At 39.1% G+C, this 17,184-nt stretch carries 12 protein-coding genes and 1 tRNA gene; 11 read left to right on the forward strand and 2 right to left on the reverse strand.

The genetic code is table 11. The features are described 5' to 3' along the window. The first annotated feature begins 86 nt into the window (after nucleotides 1–86). A tRNA-Glu gene (locus ASU02_RS03675) sits at nucleotides 87–158 on the forward strand. A 290-nt stretch (nucleotides 159–448) separates the two neighbouring features. Here ASU02_RS03675 and ASU02_RS03680 read toward each other — a convergent pair. Then, complete coding sequence (locus tag ASU02_RS03680) at nucleotides 449–646, reverse strand: hypothetical protein (RefSeq protein ID WP_057761125.1); 198 nt, start codon at nucleotides 644–646, stop codon at nucleotides 449–451. Nucleotides 647–864: 218 nt separating this feature from the next. Here ASU02_RS03680 and glgB point away from each other — a divergent pair, with 218 nt between their 5' ends. The 5 genes from glgB to ASU02_RS03705 all read left to right on the forward strand — a co-directional run bounded on the left by glgB (nucleotide 865) and on the right by ASU02_RS03705 (nucleotide 8,925). Further along, a complete protein-coding gene (gene glgB, locus ASU02_RS03685) occupies nucleotides 865–2,820 on the forward strand; it encodes a 1,4-alpha-glucan branching enzyme (RefSeq protein ID WP_057761127.1) in 1,956 nt (651 codons plus the stop codon). Beyond that, nucleotides 2,738–3,889: a glucose-1-phosphate adenylyltransferase gene (locus ASU02_RS03690; protein ID WP_057761129.1), complete on the forward strand. Its 1,152-nt coding sequence runs from the start codon at nucleotides 2,738–2,740 to the stop codon at nucleotides 3,887–3,889. The genes glgB and ASU02_RS03690 overlap by 83 nt, the downstream gene beginning before the upstream one ends. A 39-nt stretch (nucleotides 3,890–3,928) precedes the next feature. Continuing rightward, on the forward strand, nucleotides 3,929–4,957 hold the full coding sequence (locus ASU02_RS03695) for a GlgC family sugar phosphate nucleotidyltransferase (protein ID WP_057761131.1): 1,029 nt from the start codon (nucleotides 3,929–3,931) through the stop codon (nucleotides 4,955–4,957). Beyond that, on the forward strand, nucleotides 4,954–6,402 hold the full coding sequence (gene glgA, locus ASU02_RS03700) for a glycogen synthase GlgA (RefSeq protein ID WP_057761133.1): 1,449 nt from the start codon (nucleotides 4,954–4,956) through the stop codon (nucleotides 6,400–6,402). The genes ASU02_RS03695 and glgA overlap by 4 nt, the downstream gene beginning before the upstream one ends. Nucleotides 6,403–6,537: 135 nt before the next feature. After that, complete coding sequence (locus tag ASU02_RS03705; RefSeq protein ID WP_057761135.1) at nucleotides 6,538–8,925, forward strand: glycogen/starch/alpha-glucan phosphorylase; 2,388 nt, start codon at nucleotides 6,538–6,540, stop codon at nucleotides 8,923–8,925. 421 nt (nucleotides 8,926–9,346) lie between these two features. On the opposite strand, the gene ASU02_RS03710 is transcribed toward ASU02_RS03705, so the two are convergent. Further along, nucleotides 9,347–10,279 (reverse strand): 1,4-dihydroxy-2-naphthoate polyprenyltransferase, encoded by a 933-nt coding sequence (locus tag ASU02_RS03710; RefSeq protein ID WP_057761137.1) that lies wholly within the window; start codon nucleotides 10,277–10,279, stop codon nucleotides 9,347–9,349. Between the two features lie 294 nt (nucleotides 10,280–10,573). Between ASU02_RS03710 and ASU02_RS03715 the strand changes: the two genes are divergently transcribed. The 5 genes from ASU02_RS03715 (at nucleotide 10,574) to ASU02_RS03735 (ending at nucleotide 17,157) form a co-directional block, all read left to right on the forward strand. Next, complete coding sequence (locus tag ASU02_RS03715) at nucleotides 10,574–11,980, forward strand: isochorismate synthase (RefSeq protein ID WP_057761139.1); 1,407 nt, start codon at nucleotides 10,574–10,576, stop codon at nucleotides 11,978–11,980. Next, the gene (gene menD, locus ASU02_RS03720) at nucleotides 11,977–13,722 is read left to right on the forward strand and encodes a 2-succinyl-5-enolpyruvyl-6-hydroxy-3-cyclohexene-1-carboxylic-acid synthase (protein WP_057761141.1); all 1,746 of its coding nucleotides are present in this window, start codon (nucleotides 11,977–11,979) and stop codon (nucleotides 13,720–13,722) included. The genes ASU02_RS03715 and menD overlap by 4 nt, the downstream gene beginning before the upstream one ends. Beyond that, complete coding sequence (menH, locus tag ASU02_RS03725; RefSeq protein ID WP_082631689.1) at nucleotides 13,722–14,588, forward strand: 2-succinyl-6-hydroxy-2,4-cyclohexadiene-1-carboxylate synthase; 867 nt, start codon at nucleotides 13,722–13,724, stop codon at nucleotides 14,586–14,588. The genes menD and menH overlap by 1 nt, the downstream gene beginning before the upstream one ends. A 43-nt stretch (nucleotides 14,589–14,631) precedes the next feature. Next, a complete protein-coding gene (gene menB, locus ASU02_RS03730; RefSeq protein ID WP_057761143.1) occupies nucleotides 14,632–15,453 on the forward strand; it encodes a 1,4-dihydroxy-2-naphthoyl-CoA synthase in 822 nt (273 codons plus the stop codon). 204 nt (nucleotides 15,454–15,657) lie between these two features. Beyond that, the gene (locus ASU02_RS03735) at nucleotides 15,658–17,157 is read left to right on the forward strand and encodes an o-succinylbenzoate--CoA ligase (RefSeq protein WP_057761145.1); all 1,500 of its coding nucleotides are present in this window, start codon (nucleotides 15,658–15,660) and stop codon (nucleotides 17,155–17,157) included. Nucleotides 17,158–17,184 lie beyond the last annotated feature (27 nt).

The raw sequence follows: 17,184 nt of genomic DNA on the forward strand, positions 1-17,184 counted from the left end.
CATATGGGGAAGTACTCAAGAGGCTGAAGAGGCGCCCCTGCTAAGGGTGTAGGTCGGGTAACCGGCGCGAGGGTTCAAATCNTGCTGGCCCCTTGGTCAAGCGGTTAAGACACCGCCCTTTCACGGCGGTAACACGGGTTCGAATCCCGTAGGGGTCATAAGAAAAAGCTGTCAACTATAAGTTGGCAGCTTTTTTTTCGTCTGGCAGGTAATTCTGCTATTATCAAAAAGGACAAACGCTCGATAAAATTCGGCAAATGCTTGATAAGATAAAAAAGTTGCTTGATACATCAAGATACATGCGAGATAAAATAAAAAGGCTGCTTGATAAATAACAGCACCTCCTATAATTAATTGAAATGCATGCGAATCTTTCAATGTGAAGCCGGATATAAAACGAATATCTGCAAAAAATATTTAAAAAATCTATATGTTTGTCTGCAAATAACTAATCATACCTTACTTCTTGTTCTTCTAGCTTTCTTCCAGGATTGTTCAAATCGATATCTGAACTTATGCCGGTAGAGGGTCCTCTAAATAAATCTCCAACTGCAAGTATTTTTCCATCCGGTGCTTCAAACAGAGGTGTTTTAATCTCATCTTTAGTTGCTTCATTAATTAAGTACTCTTCCTCTTTATTACTCATCACAGTATTCCGCCTTTCAAGAAAATTCACTTGTCTTAGTTTGTCTGATGTAAGTTGATTTTATGTCGAAATCAAAAGAATAGGTTAGAATCCTCCCACTATATATCAATTCCTTTCAGTTATTGTCAATAAATTTAGAAAGTATTTACAAGGGTAATTTTATAATCAAACGAATATATTCATGGAGGTCTATAAATAGCTATGGGAGAAGGGGTGTAATGAATACTGTAACGGATTATGAAATGCACTTATTTCATGAGGGAACATTATATGAGAGTTATCGTCTCTTTGGTGCACACTTGATTAAGGAAAATGAAAGAACATATACACGGTTTTGTGTTTGGGCACCTAATGCTCAATCTGTCAGATTAGTTGGAAATTTTAATGGGTGGAATGGAGAACGCTTTCAGTTACATAGAGTAAATAAAGAAGGGATTTACAGCATTTATGTTAATGAGAATATGGAAGGATGCATATATAAATATGAGGTTATTACTCAAGATGGAAGAAGAATTTTAAAATCTGACCCATTTAGTTTTTTTTCAGAGGTTAGGCCAAGAACTGCCTCAATTGTATACTCGTTAGAAGACTATGAATGGAATGACCACGGGTGGATAAAGAAAAGGCAGGAAAGAAATCAGCTTACAGAACCAATGACAATCTATGAAGTTCATATGGGCTCGTGGAGGAAACGTAAGTATGAGTCCTATTTATCTTATAAGGAGCTAGCAGCGGAATTAATCCCATATGTGAAAGAGCTTGGATTCACTCATATTGAGTTATTGCCCTTAACTGAGCATCCGCTCGACGAATCATGGGGCTATCAGGGGACCGGGTACTATTCAGTAACAAGCAGGTATGGAACACCAAAGGAATTTATGCATTTCATTGATCAATGCCATCTAAATGACATAGGAGTTATCTTAGATTGGGTTCCTGGTCACTTTTGTAAGGATGAGCATGGGCTATTTCAATTTGATGGTTCATCTCTTTATGAATATGAAACACATGCGGACAGAGAAAATTTAGTGTGGGGAACAGCAAATTTTAATTTAGGAAAAAAAGAAGTTCAGAGTTTCCTTATTTCGAATGCACGATTTTGGATGGAGTATTACCATATTGATGGTCTTCGGATTGATGCTGTTGCTAATATTCTTTACTGGCCAAATCGCTATGGGGAGAACAATCCATATGGGACCGGATTTTTAAAAAAGTTAAATCAAACGGTAATAACGTATGATCCCTCTTTCATGCTTATGGCAGAAGATTCGACAGCTTGGCCAGGGGTAACTTATCCAGTGCAATATGGCGGGCTTGGTTTCAATTACAAATGGAATATGGGGTGGATGAACGACATTCTTATGTATATGGAAGCATCTCCAGAGCAGCGAAAGCATCTTCATGGAAAGATCACTTTTTCATTGCTATATGCTTTTACAGAAAACTTTGTTCTTCCACTTTCACATGATGAAGTCGTTCATGGAAAAAAGTCTCTTTTGAATAAAATGCCGGGTGATTATTGGCAAAAGTTTGCCCAATATCGCTTGCTGCTAGGCCTAATGATGGCACATCCGGGGAAGAAGCTGCTGTTCATGGGATTCGAGCTTGGACAGTTCGATGAATGGAAGGATCAATCACAATTAGATTGGAACTTGCTTGATTTTCCAATGCATCAAAAGCTAAATGCTTATGTAAAAGAGCTGCTTGCACTATATAAACGTTCTAAACCGCTTTATGAGTTAGATTCTTTAAGTAGAGGATTTGAATGGGTTGATGTAAATAATCATCAGCAATCGATCTTTTCTTTTATCCGGAAGGGGAAAGAGGAAAAGGAGCATCTTGTTGTTGTTTGTAATTTTACTGAAAGAGTTTACCATGATTATCGAATTGGCGTACCCCAAGAAGGCTCCTATCAAGAAATAATTAATAGCGATCATGATAAGTTTGGAGGTTCTCGTTTGATTAATACGGGCCAGATTCAAACAGAAAGAATTGAATTCCATGGAAAGCCATTCTCCGTGAAAATGACGATTCCTCCATTTGGCCTATCGATATTACGTCCTGTCAATCAACGAAAGGAGAGAAAGAAAAATGGGCAAGAAAAAGTGCGTAGCCATGCTATTAGCTGGAGGAAAAGGAAGCCGGCTTCACTCATTGACAAAGAATCTAGCTAAGCCTGCGGTTCCGTTTGGAGGAAAATATCGAATTATCGATTTTACTTTAAGTAATTGTACGAATTCGGGTATTGATACAGTCGGTGTTCTTACTCAATATCAGCCTCTCGTTTTGAATTCCTATATTGGCATTGGAAGCGCATGGGATTTAGATAGAAGAAATGGCGGAGTAACAGTTCTTCCGCCGTACAGTGAATCTTCTGAAGTGAAATGGTATAACGGAACAGCAAGTGCTATTTATCAAAATTTAAATTTTATCATGCAGTATGATCCTGAATATGTATTGGTGTTGTCAGGTGATCATATTTATAAAATGGATTATGAACGTATGCTTGAATACCATATCAAAAAGGATGCGGATGTCTCAATCTCTGTTATTGAAGTTCCATGGGAGGAAGCAAACAGGTTTGGCATTATGGATACGAATGAGGAGATGGAAATAGTTAATTTTGCAGAGAAACCTGATTCTCCACAAAACAACCTCGCTTCCATGGGGATCTATATATTTAATTGGACCGTATTAAAAGAATATTTAGAGAAGGATAATGAAAATTCAACTTCAAGTCATGATTTCGGAAAAGATGTGATTCCGATGCTGTTAAAGGAAAATAGAAGGCTAGTTGCTTATCCGTTTAAGGGATATTGGAAGGATGTAGGCACAGTACAAAGTTTATGGGAAGCAAATATGGATCTATTGGATGAAACATGCGAATTGAACTTATTTGATTATGACTGGCGTATTTATTCTGTTAACCCGAATCAACCGCCTCAATATATTTCACCTAACGCAAAAATAGAAGAGTCTTTAATCAATGAAGGATGCATCATAGAGGGGGATATTGAGAGGTCTGTCTTATTTCAAGGTGTATCTGTTGGCAAAGGCTCATATATACGTGAAACAGTTGTTATGCCTAATGCACATATCGGTCAAAATGTTTTTATTGAAAATGCCATTATACCAACAAATATGGTTATACCAGATGGAATTGCTGTAAGGAAATCGGATGAGATTATACTCCTAACAGACGAAATGCTCGAGGAGATTATGCAGATTAAGAGAATTGTCTAGGATATTTGGGTGACTGCGTCTAATAAGGAGGAAATGAAATTGAATAAACGGGTTCTTGGTGTAATTGATGCGACTACATATCATGAGGGGCTTAAGGAGTTAATGATCCATAGGTCACTTGCTGCTATTCCCTTTGCAGGAAGATATCGTCTTATCGATTTTGTTCTATCGAACATGGTGAATGCCAATATTGAAAGTGTAGCGATCTTTCCAAAATTTCAATACCGTTCCTTAATGGATCATCTCGGTTCGGGTAAAGATTGGGATTTAAATAGAAAGAGAGATGGTCTCTTCTTTTTCCCATCGTCCATTATAGAAGGAATACGGAGGGGGATCGGATCTTTCAGTCATTTTGCAGCGAATATCGATTACTTCCAACGCAGTAAACAGGAGTATGCATTAATTACGAATTGCTATACTGTTTCTAACATGGATTTCAAGCCAGTATTGGATAAACATATCCAAACCGGCTGTGATATTACGGAAATGTATCACTCAGGAAAGTCGATGCAAATGTATCTAGTTAAAACTTCATTCCTTATTGACCTTATTCAGACTAGGGAAAAGACAGGATATACCTGCATGAGTGATGTAGTCACAGATATTTATCACACGTATCGAATATGCCGTTATGATTATCATGGATATGCTGCCATGATTGATTCAATAAAGTCTTATTTTGCTGCAAGTATGGAGCTCCTTACCCCAGAAGTTTGGAATAAGCTATTTCAAAAGGATCACCCGATTTTGACAAAAGTAAAGGATGAACCGCCAACCCGCTATTTAAAAGGAGCATCTGTCCATCATTCAATCATTGCCAATGGGTGTCAAATTGAAGGGGTTGTCGAAAATAGTATTATAGCGCGCGCGGTCAAAATAGGCAGAGGAGCAGTAGTGAAAAACAGTATTATTATGCAGAAGAGCCAGATTGGCGATCATTGTGTAGTGGACTCGGTGATTATTGATAAGGACGTCAGAATTGAAACAGGAACGGTTATGACAGGCTCGAACACGTCACCCTATGTGATTCGCAAAGGTACTGGTCAAGGGGCGCTGATGAATATATGAAACTATTGTTTGCCGTTTCTGAATGTGTTCCTTTTGCAAAGTCTGGCGGGCTTGCAGATGTGGCGGGGGCATTGCCAAGGGAGTTAGTAAGGCAAGGAGTAGACCTAAGGGTCATAATGCCTAAATACGGTTCAATAGAAACTAACATAAAGGCACGTATGCAAAAGAAGGCTGAATACACGGTAGAAGTTGGATGGAGAAAACAATATTGCGGAATTGAAGAATTGGAATTCCATGGGGTTACCTACTACTTTGTGGACAATGAGTTTTATTTTATGCGTGAAGAATTATACGGCTATTTTGATGATGGCGAACGGTTCGCCTTTTTTTGCAAGGCTGTATTAGATTCACTTTCACATATTGATTTTCAGCCGGATATTATTCATTGCCATGACTGGCATACAGGAATGATTCCTTTTCTGTTAAGAATGGAGTACCAAGAGAAGAAAGGATATGAACTTATTCAAACTGTATTTACGATTCATAATTTGCTATTTCAGGGGATCATGCCAAGAGAGTCACTTAGAGAACTATTTGGGTTACAAGAAAAATATGATCATGTAGATTATTTGGAGTTTTATGGATGTATTAGTTTTATGAAGGGAGCAATCGTTGCTGCAGATAAGATCACAACGGTTAGCCCTACATATAAAAGTGAGATTCAAACGAGTGTATATGGGGAAAAGCTTCATGAGTTATTGCAGAGCAGGTCATGTGATTTAGTGGGGATTCTAAATGGAATTGATATGGAGCTATATAATCCAGAAAAAGACCCGTCTCTATTTAAAAATTACAGTTGGAAAGCCCTAACAAATAAACGAGTGAATAAAGAGCATTTGCAGGAACGATTGGGCTTGCCAATTAAAGCTAAAACGCCAATTATTGCAATGGTAACAAGGCTTACAGAGCAAAAAGGAATCGATCTTGTAAAGCATGTGTTTCATGAATTGATAGCGGAAGACATTCAATTCATCATTCTTGGTTCTGGTGACGATGAATATGAGCATTTTTTTCGGCAAATGGAAGCAGCATATCCTAATAAGTGTAAAGCTTACATCGGCTTTGACGAAGGACTTGCACATGAAGTATATGCAGGTGCTGATTTATTTCTTATGCCATCGCGGTTTGAGCCTTGCGGGCTTGGCCAGATGATTGCTATGAGGTATGGAACGGTTCCGATTGTAAGAGAAACAGGTGGATTAAATGATACGGTCAATTCTTTTAATGAACTAAGCGGGCAAGGAAACGGCTTCTCATTCAGTCAGTATAATGCTCATGATATGCTTTTCACGATTGAGAGGGCACTAAGTTTTTATCGGGATGATGCATGCTGGATAAACATTGTGCAAAATGCGATGGCAATGGATTACAGCTGGGCGCAATCGGCAGTAAAGTATAAACACCTTTATTGCAGATTAAAGGACTGTATGATTCTTAATGGTTGAAGGAGAAATTCCAAAAGGGTGATCTAACAGCTCTTAAAGGCCCGATAAGTTCAACTTACAATCAGTGGGGATGAAGAAAAATCCCACTGATTGAAGTTTCACTCTATTCGGAGCTCGTCTCAAGGAGTGGGAGTTATGTTTACAAATAAAGAGGAGTTCAAGGAGAATTTCCTGAAAAAGCTTGAGATGATGTTTGGGAAAAGCTTTGGTGAGAGTACAAAACGGGATCATTACTTTACACTTGGCAATATGGTCAGAGAGTATGTTAGCACGAATTGGATCAATACGAATGAACGTTATCGATCGGCGAGGCAAAAGCAAGTTTATTACTTATCTATTGAATTTCTGCTTGGACGGCTGCTCCATCATAATTTATTAAATTTGGGCATTGTGGATGTGGTCAAGAAAGGGCTCGAGGATTTAGGAATAGACCTGTATGAACTTGAAGAAATTGAACCTGATGCCGGTCTTGGAAATGGAGGACTTGGGAGACTTGCAGCTTGCTTCATGGACTCGCTAGCGTCTTTAAATTTTCCAGGGCATGGCTGTGGAATCCGATATAAGCATGGGTTGTTTGAGCAGAAAATTGTTGATGGCTATCAGGTTGAGCTTCCAGAACAGTGGCTTCGGCATGGGCATGTATGGGAAGTAAGACGAGCAGATTTAGCGATTGAGGTTCCGTTTTGGGGAAATGTTGAAACAAAGATGGAAAATGGGAAATTGGTATTTCGCCATGAACATACAGAAATGGTTACAGCTGTGCCATATGATCTGCCAATTGCAGGGTTTCAAACGGAAACAGTAAATACGCTCAGGCTATGGAATGCAGAGCCTTCTCCTTATCCAATTCATCAGGATATTCTAACATATAAGCGTGAAACCGAGTCAGTATCAGAATTTCTATATCCAGATGATACACATGATAATGGAAAAATCCTGCGGTTAAAGCAGCAGTATTTTCTTGTTTCTGCAAGTGTCCGGTCGATTATTCGGTCCTTTCGAGGCGACTTATATTCCCTTCCCCAACATATAGCAATTCATATAAATGATACACATCCAGTGCTGGCTATACCTGAGCTGATGAGGATTTTGCTTGATGAGGAAGGCATGAGCTGGGATGATGCGTGGGATATCACTGTCAATACGATTTCTTATACAAATCATACAACTTTATCAGAGGCGCTTGAAAAATGGCCCGTCCGAATTTTCCAGCCATTATTGCCGCGTATCTTCATGATTGTAGAAGAAATCAATGAACGCTTTTGCCATAGGCTCTGGGATCAGTATCCAGGCGACTGGCAGCATATTGAGCATATGGCTATTATCGCTCACCAGGAGATTAAAATGGCCCATCTAGCACTTGTAGGCAGTTATAGTGTCAATGGGGTAGCCGCACTTCATACAGAAATTTTAAAAATAAGAGAAATGAACAATTTCTATCGTATCTTCCCGGAGAAATTCAACAATAAAACAAATGGAATTGCCCATAGAAGATGGCTATTAAAGGCAAATCCTCCCCTTGCAAAATTAATTACCGAAGGAATAGGAGATAACTGGATTCGTGAACCTGCGTATTTATGTAGGCTGGCGCAATTCAAGGAGGATTTCCCATTTCTTGAGCAGCTTTCAAAAGTTAAACAGGAAAATAAACGAAGGCTTGCTGATAGGATTGCGCTTCAAACGGGAATGACTGTCAATACTGAATCGATATTTGATATTCAGGTGAAGCGTCTGCACGCTTACAAAAGACAGCTTTTGAATATTCTGCATGTGATGTATTTGTATAATCGGCTAAAGGAAGATTCAAGCTTTCAAATGCACCCACGCACGTTTATTTTTGGTGCGAAGGCGTCTCCAGGCTATTATTATGCGAAGAAAATTATTAAGTTGATTCATACAGTAGCAGATAAGGTAAATAAGGATGTTCATACAAATGAATTGCTGAAGGTTGTTTTCCTTGAAAATTATCGAGTATCTCTTGCGGAAGAAATTTTCCCCGCTGCAGATATAAGTGAGCAAATATCAACGGCTAGCAAAGAAGCCTCTGGAACTGGGAATATGAAGTTTATGATGAATGGGGCGATTACCGTAGGGACACTTGACGGAGCCAATATTGAAATGAGGGAAAAGGCTGGAGCAGACAATATTTTTATTTTTGGACTCACAGCAGAGCAAGTATTAAATTATGATCAAAATGGCGGCTATCATTCAATGGAATATTACTTTCATGATAAGAGAATCCGTAAGGTAATGGATCAGCTAACAAGCGGTTTTTTTCCAGACTTAGAGAATGAGTTTGAACCGATTTTTGATTCTCTCCTCATAGAAAATGATCAATATTTTGTCCTAAGGGACTTTGATTCTTATGTGGCGATACAAAATCAAGCAGGCAAAGCGTATGAAGATCTATATCATTGGCAAAAAATGAGCTTATTGAATATCGCAGGATCTGGCTATTTTTCTAGTGATCGAACGATTAAGGAATATGCAGAAGATATCTGGAACATAAATCCAAATGATTAACTTCTATACAGAGGCAATGTACACCCAGAGAAATGCCCCGCCGGATTTTGTGATTTCTGCTTCGACGACCTCGTATCCTCTGTCTGGCGGAAGCAGAATCTTTCTAGAATACTAACAAAATGTTTATGCTGTTTTAAGGCAAGACCAATATTGATTGATACGTTTTTAAAAACCTTATGATTAGGGTCATTTATGGACTTATAGGCTGGTTCAAATAGAACAGCTTTTTGAAGGGCAGTGTATTCGGTATTACAGAAAATATTACGCTATGCTTCCATGTATTGGTTCTCCTGATAGGCTTTAAACATAATTTACTCGCTTACAGGGTGAAAGTGACGTATAAGTTTTAGTATGAACGTTAATGGTAAATTCATGAAGGAAAGAAAAAAGCCTTTGCTTGACAGCAAAGGCTTTCCTGTTTTTAGATGAAATAACCAATAAAAAGACCAATAGATAATAAGAATCCGAAGATTGTATTCGTTTGTGCTGTTGCTTTCATGGCAGGCATCATTTGGATTGGAATGGTTTTTCCGATAAATCCTTTTGTTGCTTTAATCGCTTTAGGTGCACTTAGCACAACGATAGCAAGCCATGGAGAGATAATATTTAATGCAATTAGGATGAAAACCCATGCATAGGAAACAATAAACATTCCAGCAAGTAATTTAATAGCCGCTTTTCTGCCAATTAAAATAGCTAGTGTTTTCCGGCCAAACTCCTTGTCACCATCTAAATCTCGGATATTGTTGGAAAGCATGATGGCCCCAACAAGAATAAAAATCGGGATCGATACTAAAACACTTATAGAAGTGACGGTACCAGTTTGAATAAAGAAAGATATTAAGATAATAATCATTCCCATAAAGAATCCGGATACGATTTCACCAAAAGGTGTATGGGCGATTGGCAGTGGACCGCCTGTATATAAATAACCAATTAGCATACAGAAGAGGCCAACAAGTGCAAGCCACCAGCTGCTGCTGTTGCAAATATAAATTCCTAATAAAAGAGCAATACCGTAAAGAGAAAGGGCTACATTCAGAATGGTTTTAGGTTTGATGCCTTCACGGACAATCGCCCCGCCAATTCCGTGTGAATCTTCCGTATCCAGTCCTCTTACATAATCATAGTATTCATTAAACATATTTGTTGCAGCTTGAATAAGTAAGCTTGCAAGTAACATCGCAAAAAATAATCCAAAATGAAGATCTGTTTCGTACATAGCTAATGCTGTTCCAAGCAAGACAGGTACGAAAGATGCGGTTAGTGTGTGTGGTCTCGTTTGCTGCCACCAAACCTTCCAGGTTTTCTTCGAATTAGAAGGCTGAACATTTGTATGCGTCTGTGGTTGCATCTAACTCTCCCCTTGTCATCTATATTTAAGTAACTAATTTTATCTTTATCAAACCTATTTATTATATCGAACAACCCCTGCTTCTGTCAAAATGAAGATGCGAGTTTGGTCCATTTTGAAAGTTGGCCTCACTGGAAAGGGGGGTGTTTTTTTGCACTGATTTTTTAGTTTTTTATATAAGAGAAAAACAGTCCTGAGTGAGTACGATCATTGACATTTGAATGATAAGAAGTGTATGTTAAAATTAGCTTAGACGATGGATAACAGCTATAAGCTGTTGTTGGAGGGATTTTTTTGGTTACGATACAAGAAACGGAACTAAAAGAAGGAATCCTGAAAGCGATTGAGAGGGCAAAGGCCTTATCTAAACCAGTTTTAGTAAGTGAAGTGCAGGAAATTAATCATATAGAACCTCTTACTTTTTTCGCAGCAGGACACGAGCCTTTTTTAGGGGAGCGTTTTTTCTGGAAAGACCCAGCCGATGAAACTTTTATTATCGGCCTTGGAATATGCAAGCAAATTCAATCGGATCAGGCGGCTGACCGCTTTTTTCTTGTGGAAGAAGAATGGAAAAACTTTATTAAAGATGGGATTATAAATAATCCATTCCACCTAAATGGAATTGGACCTTTAATGTTCGGAGGCTTTTCATTTGATCCATACAAAGAGAAAACAAAGCTGTGGTCTAAGTATTCAGACTCTCTATTTCATATTCCAAAATTTATGTACAGTGAAATAAATGGACGCTCCTTTTTTACAACGAATATTGTATGTACACAGCATGATGACCTTTCTCTTGCAGAAGCAGTACAAAAGGAAAGAAGAACCATATTTACAGCACTTGCGGCTGACACATATCAAGAAAAATATGAACTAATAAATGAAAATGAAATCAATCCTGACCAATGGAAGGATACCGTAGCAGCGGTTGTAAATGAACTGAAACAAGGAGAGTTAAATAAAGTTGTCCTTGCAAGAGAAACAAGATTGCATTTCAGCCAATCGATTCAGTTAGAACAAGTTCTGATGAATTTATTTAAACTTCAGCGGGAAAGCTTTATTTTTGCATTTGAATCGAATGGGGATTGCTTTATCGGTGCTTCGCCTGAACGTCTTGTGAAAAAAAGTGGGTCAAGCTTTTTCACCACCTGTCTCGCAGGGTCAATAGCAAGAGGGAAGACAGATGAGGAAGATCGCTTATTGGGTGATACATTGTTAGCAGATCCAAAAAATATCATTGAGCATGAATATGTTGTACGCATGATAAAAGAGGCAATGGAAGAGGTATGTGATGAAGTCACTATGCCAAGTAAGACTCAGCTGCTGAAAACGAGAGATATTCAGCATCTTTATACCCCGGTAACGGGAAAGGCAAAAAAAGATACATCCTTGCTTTTATTAGTTGACCGATTGCATCCAACACCTGCCTTGGGAGGACTGCCGAAAGAGAAAGCTGTCGAGAAGATACGGGAAGTGGAGGAACTGGATCGTGGCTTTTATGGTGCCCCATTAGGCTGGGTGGACTATAAAGGAAATGGGGAATTCGCAGTATCGATCAGATCGGGACTTATTCAAGGAGACGAGGCTTCGCTTTTTGCAGGCTGTGGTGTTGTTGAGGATTCCAACCCAGAGAGTGAATATATAGAAACGAAGATTAAATTTCGACCGATGCTAACGGCACTTGGGGGGAGTAATCAATGAATCATCAAGAAGCTTTAACCTCTTATATTGCAGCATTTGTATCCGAATTATATAAGAATGGGGTAGAGGACGTAGTTGTAAGCCCTGGTTCTAGATCTACCCCGATGGCAATGGTAATGGCAGAACATCCTGAACTTCGTTTACATATTCATGTAGACGAACGTTCAGCTGCCTTTTTTGCATTAGGCATCGCAAAGGCTTCAAGAAAACCAGTTGCGATTTTATGTACTTCAGGAACAGCTGCTGCAAATTATTTTCCTGCTATTGTAGAGGCAAATATTGCTAGAGTGCCTTTGATTGTTTTGACTGCTGATCGTCCGCATGAATTAAGGGATGTTGGGGCTCCACAAGCAATTAATCAAATTCATTTATATGGCAGTCATGTAAAATGGTTTGTCGAAATGGCATTGCCGGAAAAATCTACAGAAATCATTCGATATGCAAGAACAGTTTGTGCAAGAGCTGCAAGTACTGCACAACGTTCCCCAGCTGGGCCTGTGCACCTGAATTTTCCGTTTAGGGAGCCATTAATCCCGCAATTGGACCGAAAAGATTTATTTGAACCGTTAGAGCGTTCTAATGGTTATGTGAGGATTCAATCGGGTGATTTAGCTTTAAGCGACGGGCAATACGAAGAATTAGCAGAAAGCATCAGTGCTTATAAAAAAGGAATCATCGTTTGCGGATCGATTGAATCTGATCGATTTGCAGAAGCTGTAACAAAACTAGCAAAGAAGCTGCGGTTTCCCATTCTTGCTGATCCACTCTCCCAATTGAGGAGTGGAAAACATGATGGAACTTATATTATTGATACATACGACACCTTTTTAAAGAACGAGGATGCGAAGAATCATTTAAAGCCGGATCTTATTATCCGGTTTGGTACAATGCCAGTGTCTAAGCCGCTAACGATTTTCCTCAAGGAAAACCATGATGTCCAGCAATTTGTAGTGGATGGTGGTGGCGGATGGCGTGATCCGGGCATGGTATCCTCTGAAATGATCTATTGCGAGGAATCTTTGTTTTGCACAGCAGTCATTCCTTTCATTAGTCAGTCTGAAGATACAAGCTATTTTGCACAGTGGGAAGAAATCAATCAATTAACACGCAGTCAATTAGCAGCTATTAGCGAATTGGACGTCTTAAGTGAAGGCAAGCTATTCTATCAGATAGCTGAGATGCTTCCTGATGGAGCGACCTTATTTGTTGGCAATAGTATGCCTATACGTGATTTAGACACCTTTTTCCATTTTAATAACAAGTCGATTCGAATTATGGCAAATCGAGGAGCAAATGGAATTGATGGGGTCATTTCCACGGCTTTAGGTGCAGGAACATGTTCTCAGCCACTTTATTTAGTTCTAGGGGATTTAACTTTTTTCCATGATTTAAATGGGTTAATTGCTGCAAAGCAGTTTGGCATCAATATTCATATTCTCCTAATTAATAATAATGGTGGAGGGATTTTTTCATTTCTTCCACAAGCTAGCCATCCAAAAAACTTTGAAAAATTGTTTGGAACCCCATTAGATTTACAATTTGAGCATGTAGTCAAAATGTACGGGGGACAGTATGAATTGATTTCTGATTGGTCCCATTTTTCAGCTGTTCTTCACTCCGAAATGACCGGTTTAAGAGTCACAGAGGTTACTACAAATAGAGACCGGAATATCGTGGAGCATCGCGAATTATGGGATGCGGTTTCCCGGGAAATAGGTCGATTGCTGGAAGGCAAATGCTGATGAATTTTGACATTAATGGACTTGCCTATCATGTAGACATATGGGGGTCTGCTCATAAGCAGACAGAACCAGCAGCAATGGGGAATATCCCTTTAGTTTTGCTGCATGGGTTTACAGGAAATGCAGTATCCTGGAGAAAACTAATGCCTCATTTTGAGAGGCATTCGGATGTGCTTGCCATAGATATTGTTGGTCATGGGAAAACAGGTGCTCCTGCTGATATATCTAGATATACGATCACATCTGCAGCGAGAGACATTGATTGGATCCTTGAAAAAGCAGGAATTGAAAAAGCCAATATTTTAGGCTATTCAATGGGTGGCAGACTTGCATTAACATTCGCACTTACATACCCAAATAAGGTAGGAAAGTTAATTCTAGAGAGCGCTTCTCCTGGTCTTGAAGAAGAAGATCAGCGGGCAGCAAGACGAATTCAAGATGATAAGCTTGCTGTACGAATTCAAGAAAATGGAATCCCTTCCTTTATTAACTTTTGGGAGAACATTCCTCTGTTTGACACACAAAAGAGACTTGCCGAAAATATTCAAGCCGAAATTAGAAAACAGCGCCTAGCAAATTCTCAGATTGGACTAATTAACAGTCTTAAGGGGATGGGAACAGGTTCTCAGCCTTCCTGGTGGAAAAGGCTAAATGAGATCAACATGCCTGTTCTGTTGCTTACAGGAAGTCTAGATGAGAAGTTTTGCCAGATCGCTGATAGAATGCATGGAAAAATGAAAAACGCAAGCAGAATAACGATTTCTGACTGTGGCCATGCAATACATGTGGAGAAACCAAAAATGTTTGGTACAATAGTAAATGAATTCTTGTCAAATGATAAAGGACAGACTTCCAGTCACCTTTAAATGAGGGAAGAACGAAATGATACGTACAAAGGAGGATTCCGTTATGTCAGCAGTAGAATGGGTTGCTGGAAAACAGTATCAAGAAATTATTTATGAAACTTACAATGGGATTGCAAAGATAACAATCAATCGTCCAGAAAAGCATAATGCGTTCACACCAAGAACCGTTATGGAATTGATTGATGCATTTGCTTATGCACGTGATGATGCAAATGTTGGGGTCATTGTATTAACAGGTGCAGGAGACAGAGCATTTTGTTCAGGTGGAGATCAGTCTGTTCGTGGACATGGTGGCTATGTAGGGGATGACCAAATCCCACGCTTGAATGTGCTTGATTTACAGCGCTTAATCCGTGTGATTCCAAAGCCAGTAGTTGCAATGGTTAAAGGGTATGCAATTGGCGGAGGACATGTATTACATATCGTTTGTGATTTAACAATCGCAGCAGATAATGCTGTATTTGGCCAAACAGGGCCGAAGGTTGGCAGCTTTGATGCTGGCTATGGTTCTGGTTACTTAGCTAGAATTGTCGGACATAAAAAAGCACGTGAAATTTGGTACTTATGCCGTCAGTACAATGCACAGGAAGCATTAGATATGGGTCTTGTGAACACTGTTGTTCCTCTTGATCAAGTAGAAGAAGAAACAATTAAATGGTGTGAAGAAATGCTTGAAAAGAGCCCAACTGCACTCCGCTTCCTAAAAGCTGCATTTAACGCGGATACAGATGGACTTGCAGGCATTCAGCAATTTGCTGGAGATGCTACATTGCTTTACTATACAACAGATGAGGCAAAAGAAGGCCGAGATGCATTCAAAGAAAAGCGCAAGCCTGATTTTGGCCAATTCCCTCGTTTCCCTTAATGAAAAATTAACTTTTACTGCAGCTTGATGGTTATTCCATCAGGCTGTTTTTATCTTTGAAAGATATCAAGGCTTGTAAATAAAAATCAGCATTTGCAAAAAATATCGGGGAGTTTGTAAATTAAAATGCTATCTGCTAAATTCAGTACAAGCTTGCAAATAAAAATCACCAATAGTTAAATAACTGAAAAATGAGGTGTACAAATGGCGAATCAAGTGATGCCCAATCTTTTATTAAAGAGAGCCTTCCTCACACCTGATAGGCCTGCCATTCAGTTTAAGAACGAAACATACTCTTTTAAAGAAGTATATGAGAAATCTTATCAGATTGCGGGTCAACTACTCCATCTGGGCCTGGCAAAGGGTGAGTATGCTGGTGTTTTATTAAGTAATCATGCGGATACAGCATTTATTTATTTAGCATTTCAGTTGCTTGATGTAAAAGCCGTTATTTTAAATAATCGGTTAACAGCTGAAGAAATTGCCTGGCAATTGAATGATTCAAAGGCCGTCCATATACTTACGGAGAAAGCCTTTACCAAAAAGTATGAAGAAATAAATGTTGTACTGCCTAAATTAACAGTTATTCCAAAAGAAGAGTTGTTTGCAGCCAATTTCGTTGAACCCAAGATTACAGACGAAATCAGCCTTGATGATGTTTGTACAGTTATGTATACATCTGGAACGACTGGACATCCAAAAGGCGTGCTGCAAACATACGGAAATCATTGGTGGAGCGCGGTGGGTTCTGCACTTAACCTTGGATTATCTGAAAAGGATTGCTGGTTATGTGTTGTTCCGATGTTTCATATTAGCGGCTATTCGATCCTTATTCGAAGTATCGTCTACGGCATGAGAATGGTGATACTAGATACTTTTAAAGAAAATGAAGTAATTAAAACTATTCAAAGTGAAAAAGTAACGATTATGTCTGTTGTGAGCACGATGCTTATTCGTATCGAGGCAGAGCTAGGAGAAAGCAGGCTGCCCAAAGAATTTCGCTGTATGCTATTAGGAGGCGGACCGGCGGCCAAATCATTACTTGAAAACTGTATGGTGAAGGATATTCCAGTATTCCAAACATATGGCATGACAGAGACCTCCTCTCAAATCGTTACACTTTCACCCGAGTACAGCTTAAGTAAATTAGGCTCTGCTGGGAAACCGCTCTTTCCTTCTCAATTAAAAATTATCGACTCCAATGGGGAGGAAGCAGGGAACAAAACAGCTGGAGAAATTATTGTTAAAGGGCCAAATGTAACGATTGGGTATTTGAATCGAGAAGAAGAGTCATCAAAAAAAATCGTTAATGGCTGGCTTTCAACAGGGGATATTGGGTATTTAGATGAAGATGGATTCTTATACGTCCTGGATCGCCGTTCTGACTTAATTATTTCAGGTGGTGAAAATGTATATCCGGCTGAAATTGAGGGAGTGCTTATTTCCCATCCAGACATAGCTGATGCAGGTGTTATTGGGGTGAAAGATGAAAATTGGGGGGAAGTGCCTGTAGCTTTCCTTTCAGGAAAACTGGAGTTAAAAAAAGATGAAATTACCGAGTTTTGCCTTCAGAAATTAGCTAAATATAAAGTGCCAAAACAATTCTACTTCATCGAACAAATTCCAAGAACTGCAGCTAAGAAAATTTTACGCAGAGAGCTTCGGCAGTATTTGAAGGAAATAAAAAGACAGGATTGCAATTAATATGCAAATCCTGTCTTTTCTTAAAAA

It is taken from the genome of Cytobacillus praedii (genome assembly GCF_001439605.1).
Taxonomy (GTDB): domain Bacteria; phylum Bacillota; class Bacilli; order Bacillales; family Cytobacillaceae; genus Cytobacillus; species Cytobacillus praedii.

Excerpts from the sequence above, each read along its gene's own strand:
- ASU02_RS03680 (WP_057761125.1), bottom strand. The coding sequence starts at position 646 with ATGAGTAATAAAGAGGAAGAGTACTTAATTAATGAAGCAACTAAAGAT.
- menB (WP_057761143.1), top strand. The coding sequence starts at position 14,632 with ATGTCAGCAGTAGAATGGGTTGCTGGAAAACAGTATCAAGAAATTATT.
- ASU02_RS03710 (WP_057761137.1), bottom strand. The coding sequence starts at position 10,279 with ATGCAACCACAGACGCATACAAATGTTCAGCCTTCTAATTCGAAGAAA.
- ASU02_RS03690 (WP_057761129.1), top strand. The coding sequence starts at position 2,738 with ATGGGCAAGAAAAAGTGCGTAGCCATGCTATTAGCTGGAGGAAAAGGA.
- menD (WP_057761141.1), top strand. The coding sequence starts at position 11,977 with ATGAATCATCAAGAAGCTTTAACCTCTTATATTGCAGCATTTGTATCC.
- menH (WP_082631689.1), top strand. The coding sequence starts at position 13,722 with ATGAATTTTGACATTAATGGACTTGCCTATCATGTAGACATATGGGGG.
- ASU02_RS03735 (WP_057761145.1), top strand. The coding sequence starts at position 15,658 with ATGGCGAATCAAGTGATGCCCAATCTTTTATTAAAGAGAGCCTTCCTC.
- ASU02_RS03705 (WP_057761135.1), top strand. The coding sequence starts at position 6,538 with ATGTTTACAAATAAAGAGGAGTTCAAGGAGAATTTCCTGAAAAAGCTT.
- glgA (WP_057761133.1), top strand. The coding sequence starts at position 4,954 with ATGAAACTATTGTTTGCCGTTTCTGAATGTGTTCCTTTTGCAAAGTCT.
- glgB (WP_057761127.1), top strand. The coding sequence starts at position 865 with ATGAATACTGTAACGGATTATGAAATGCACTTATTTCATGAGGGAACA.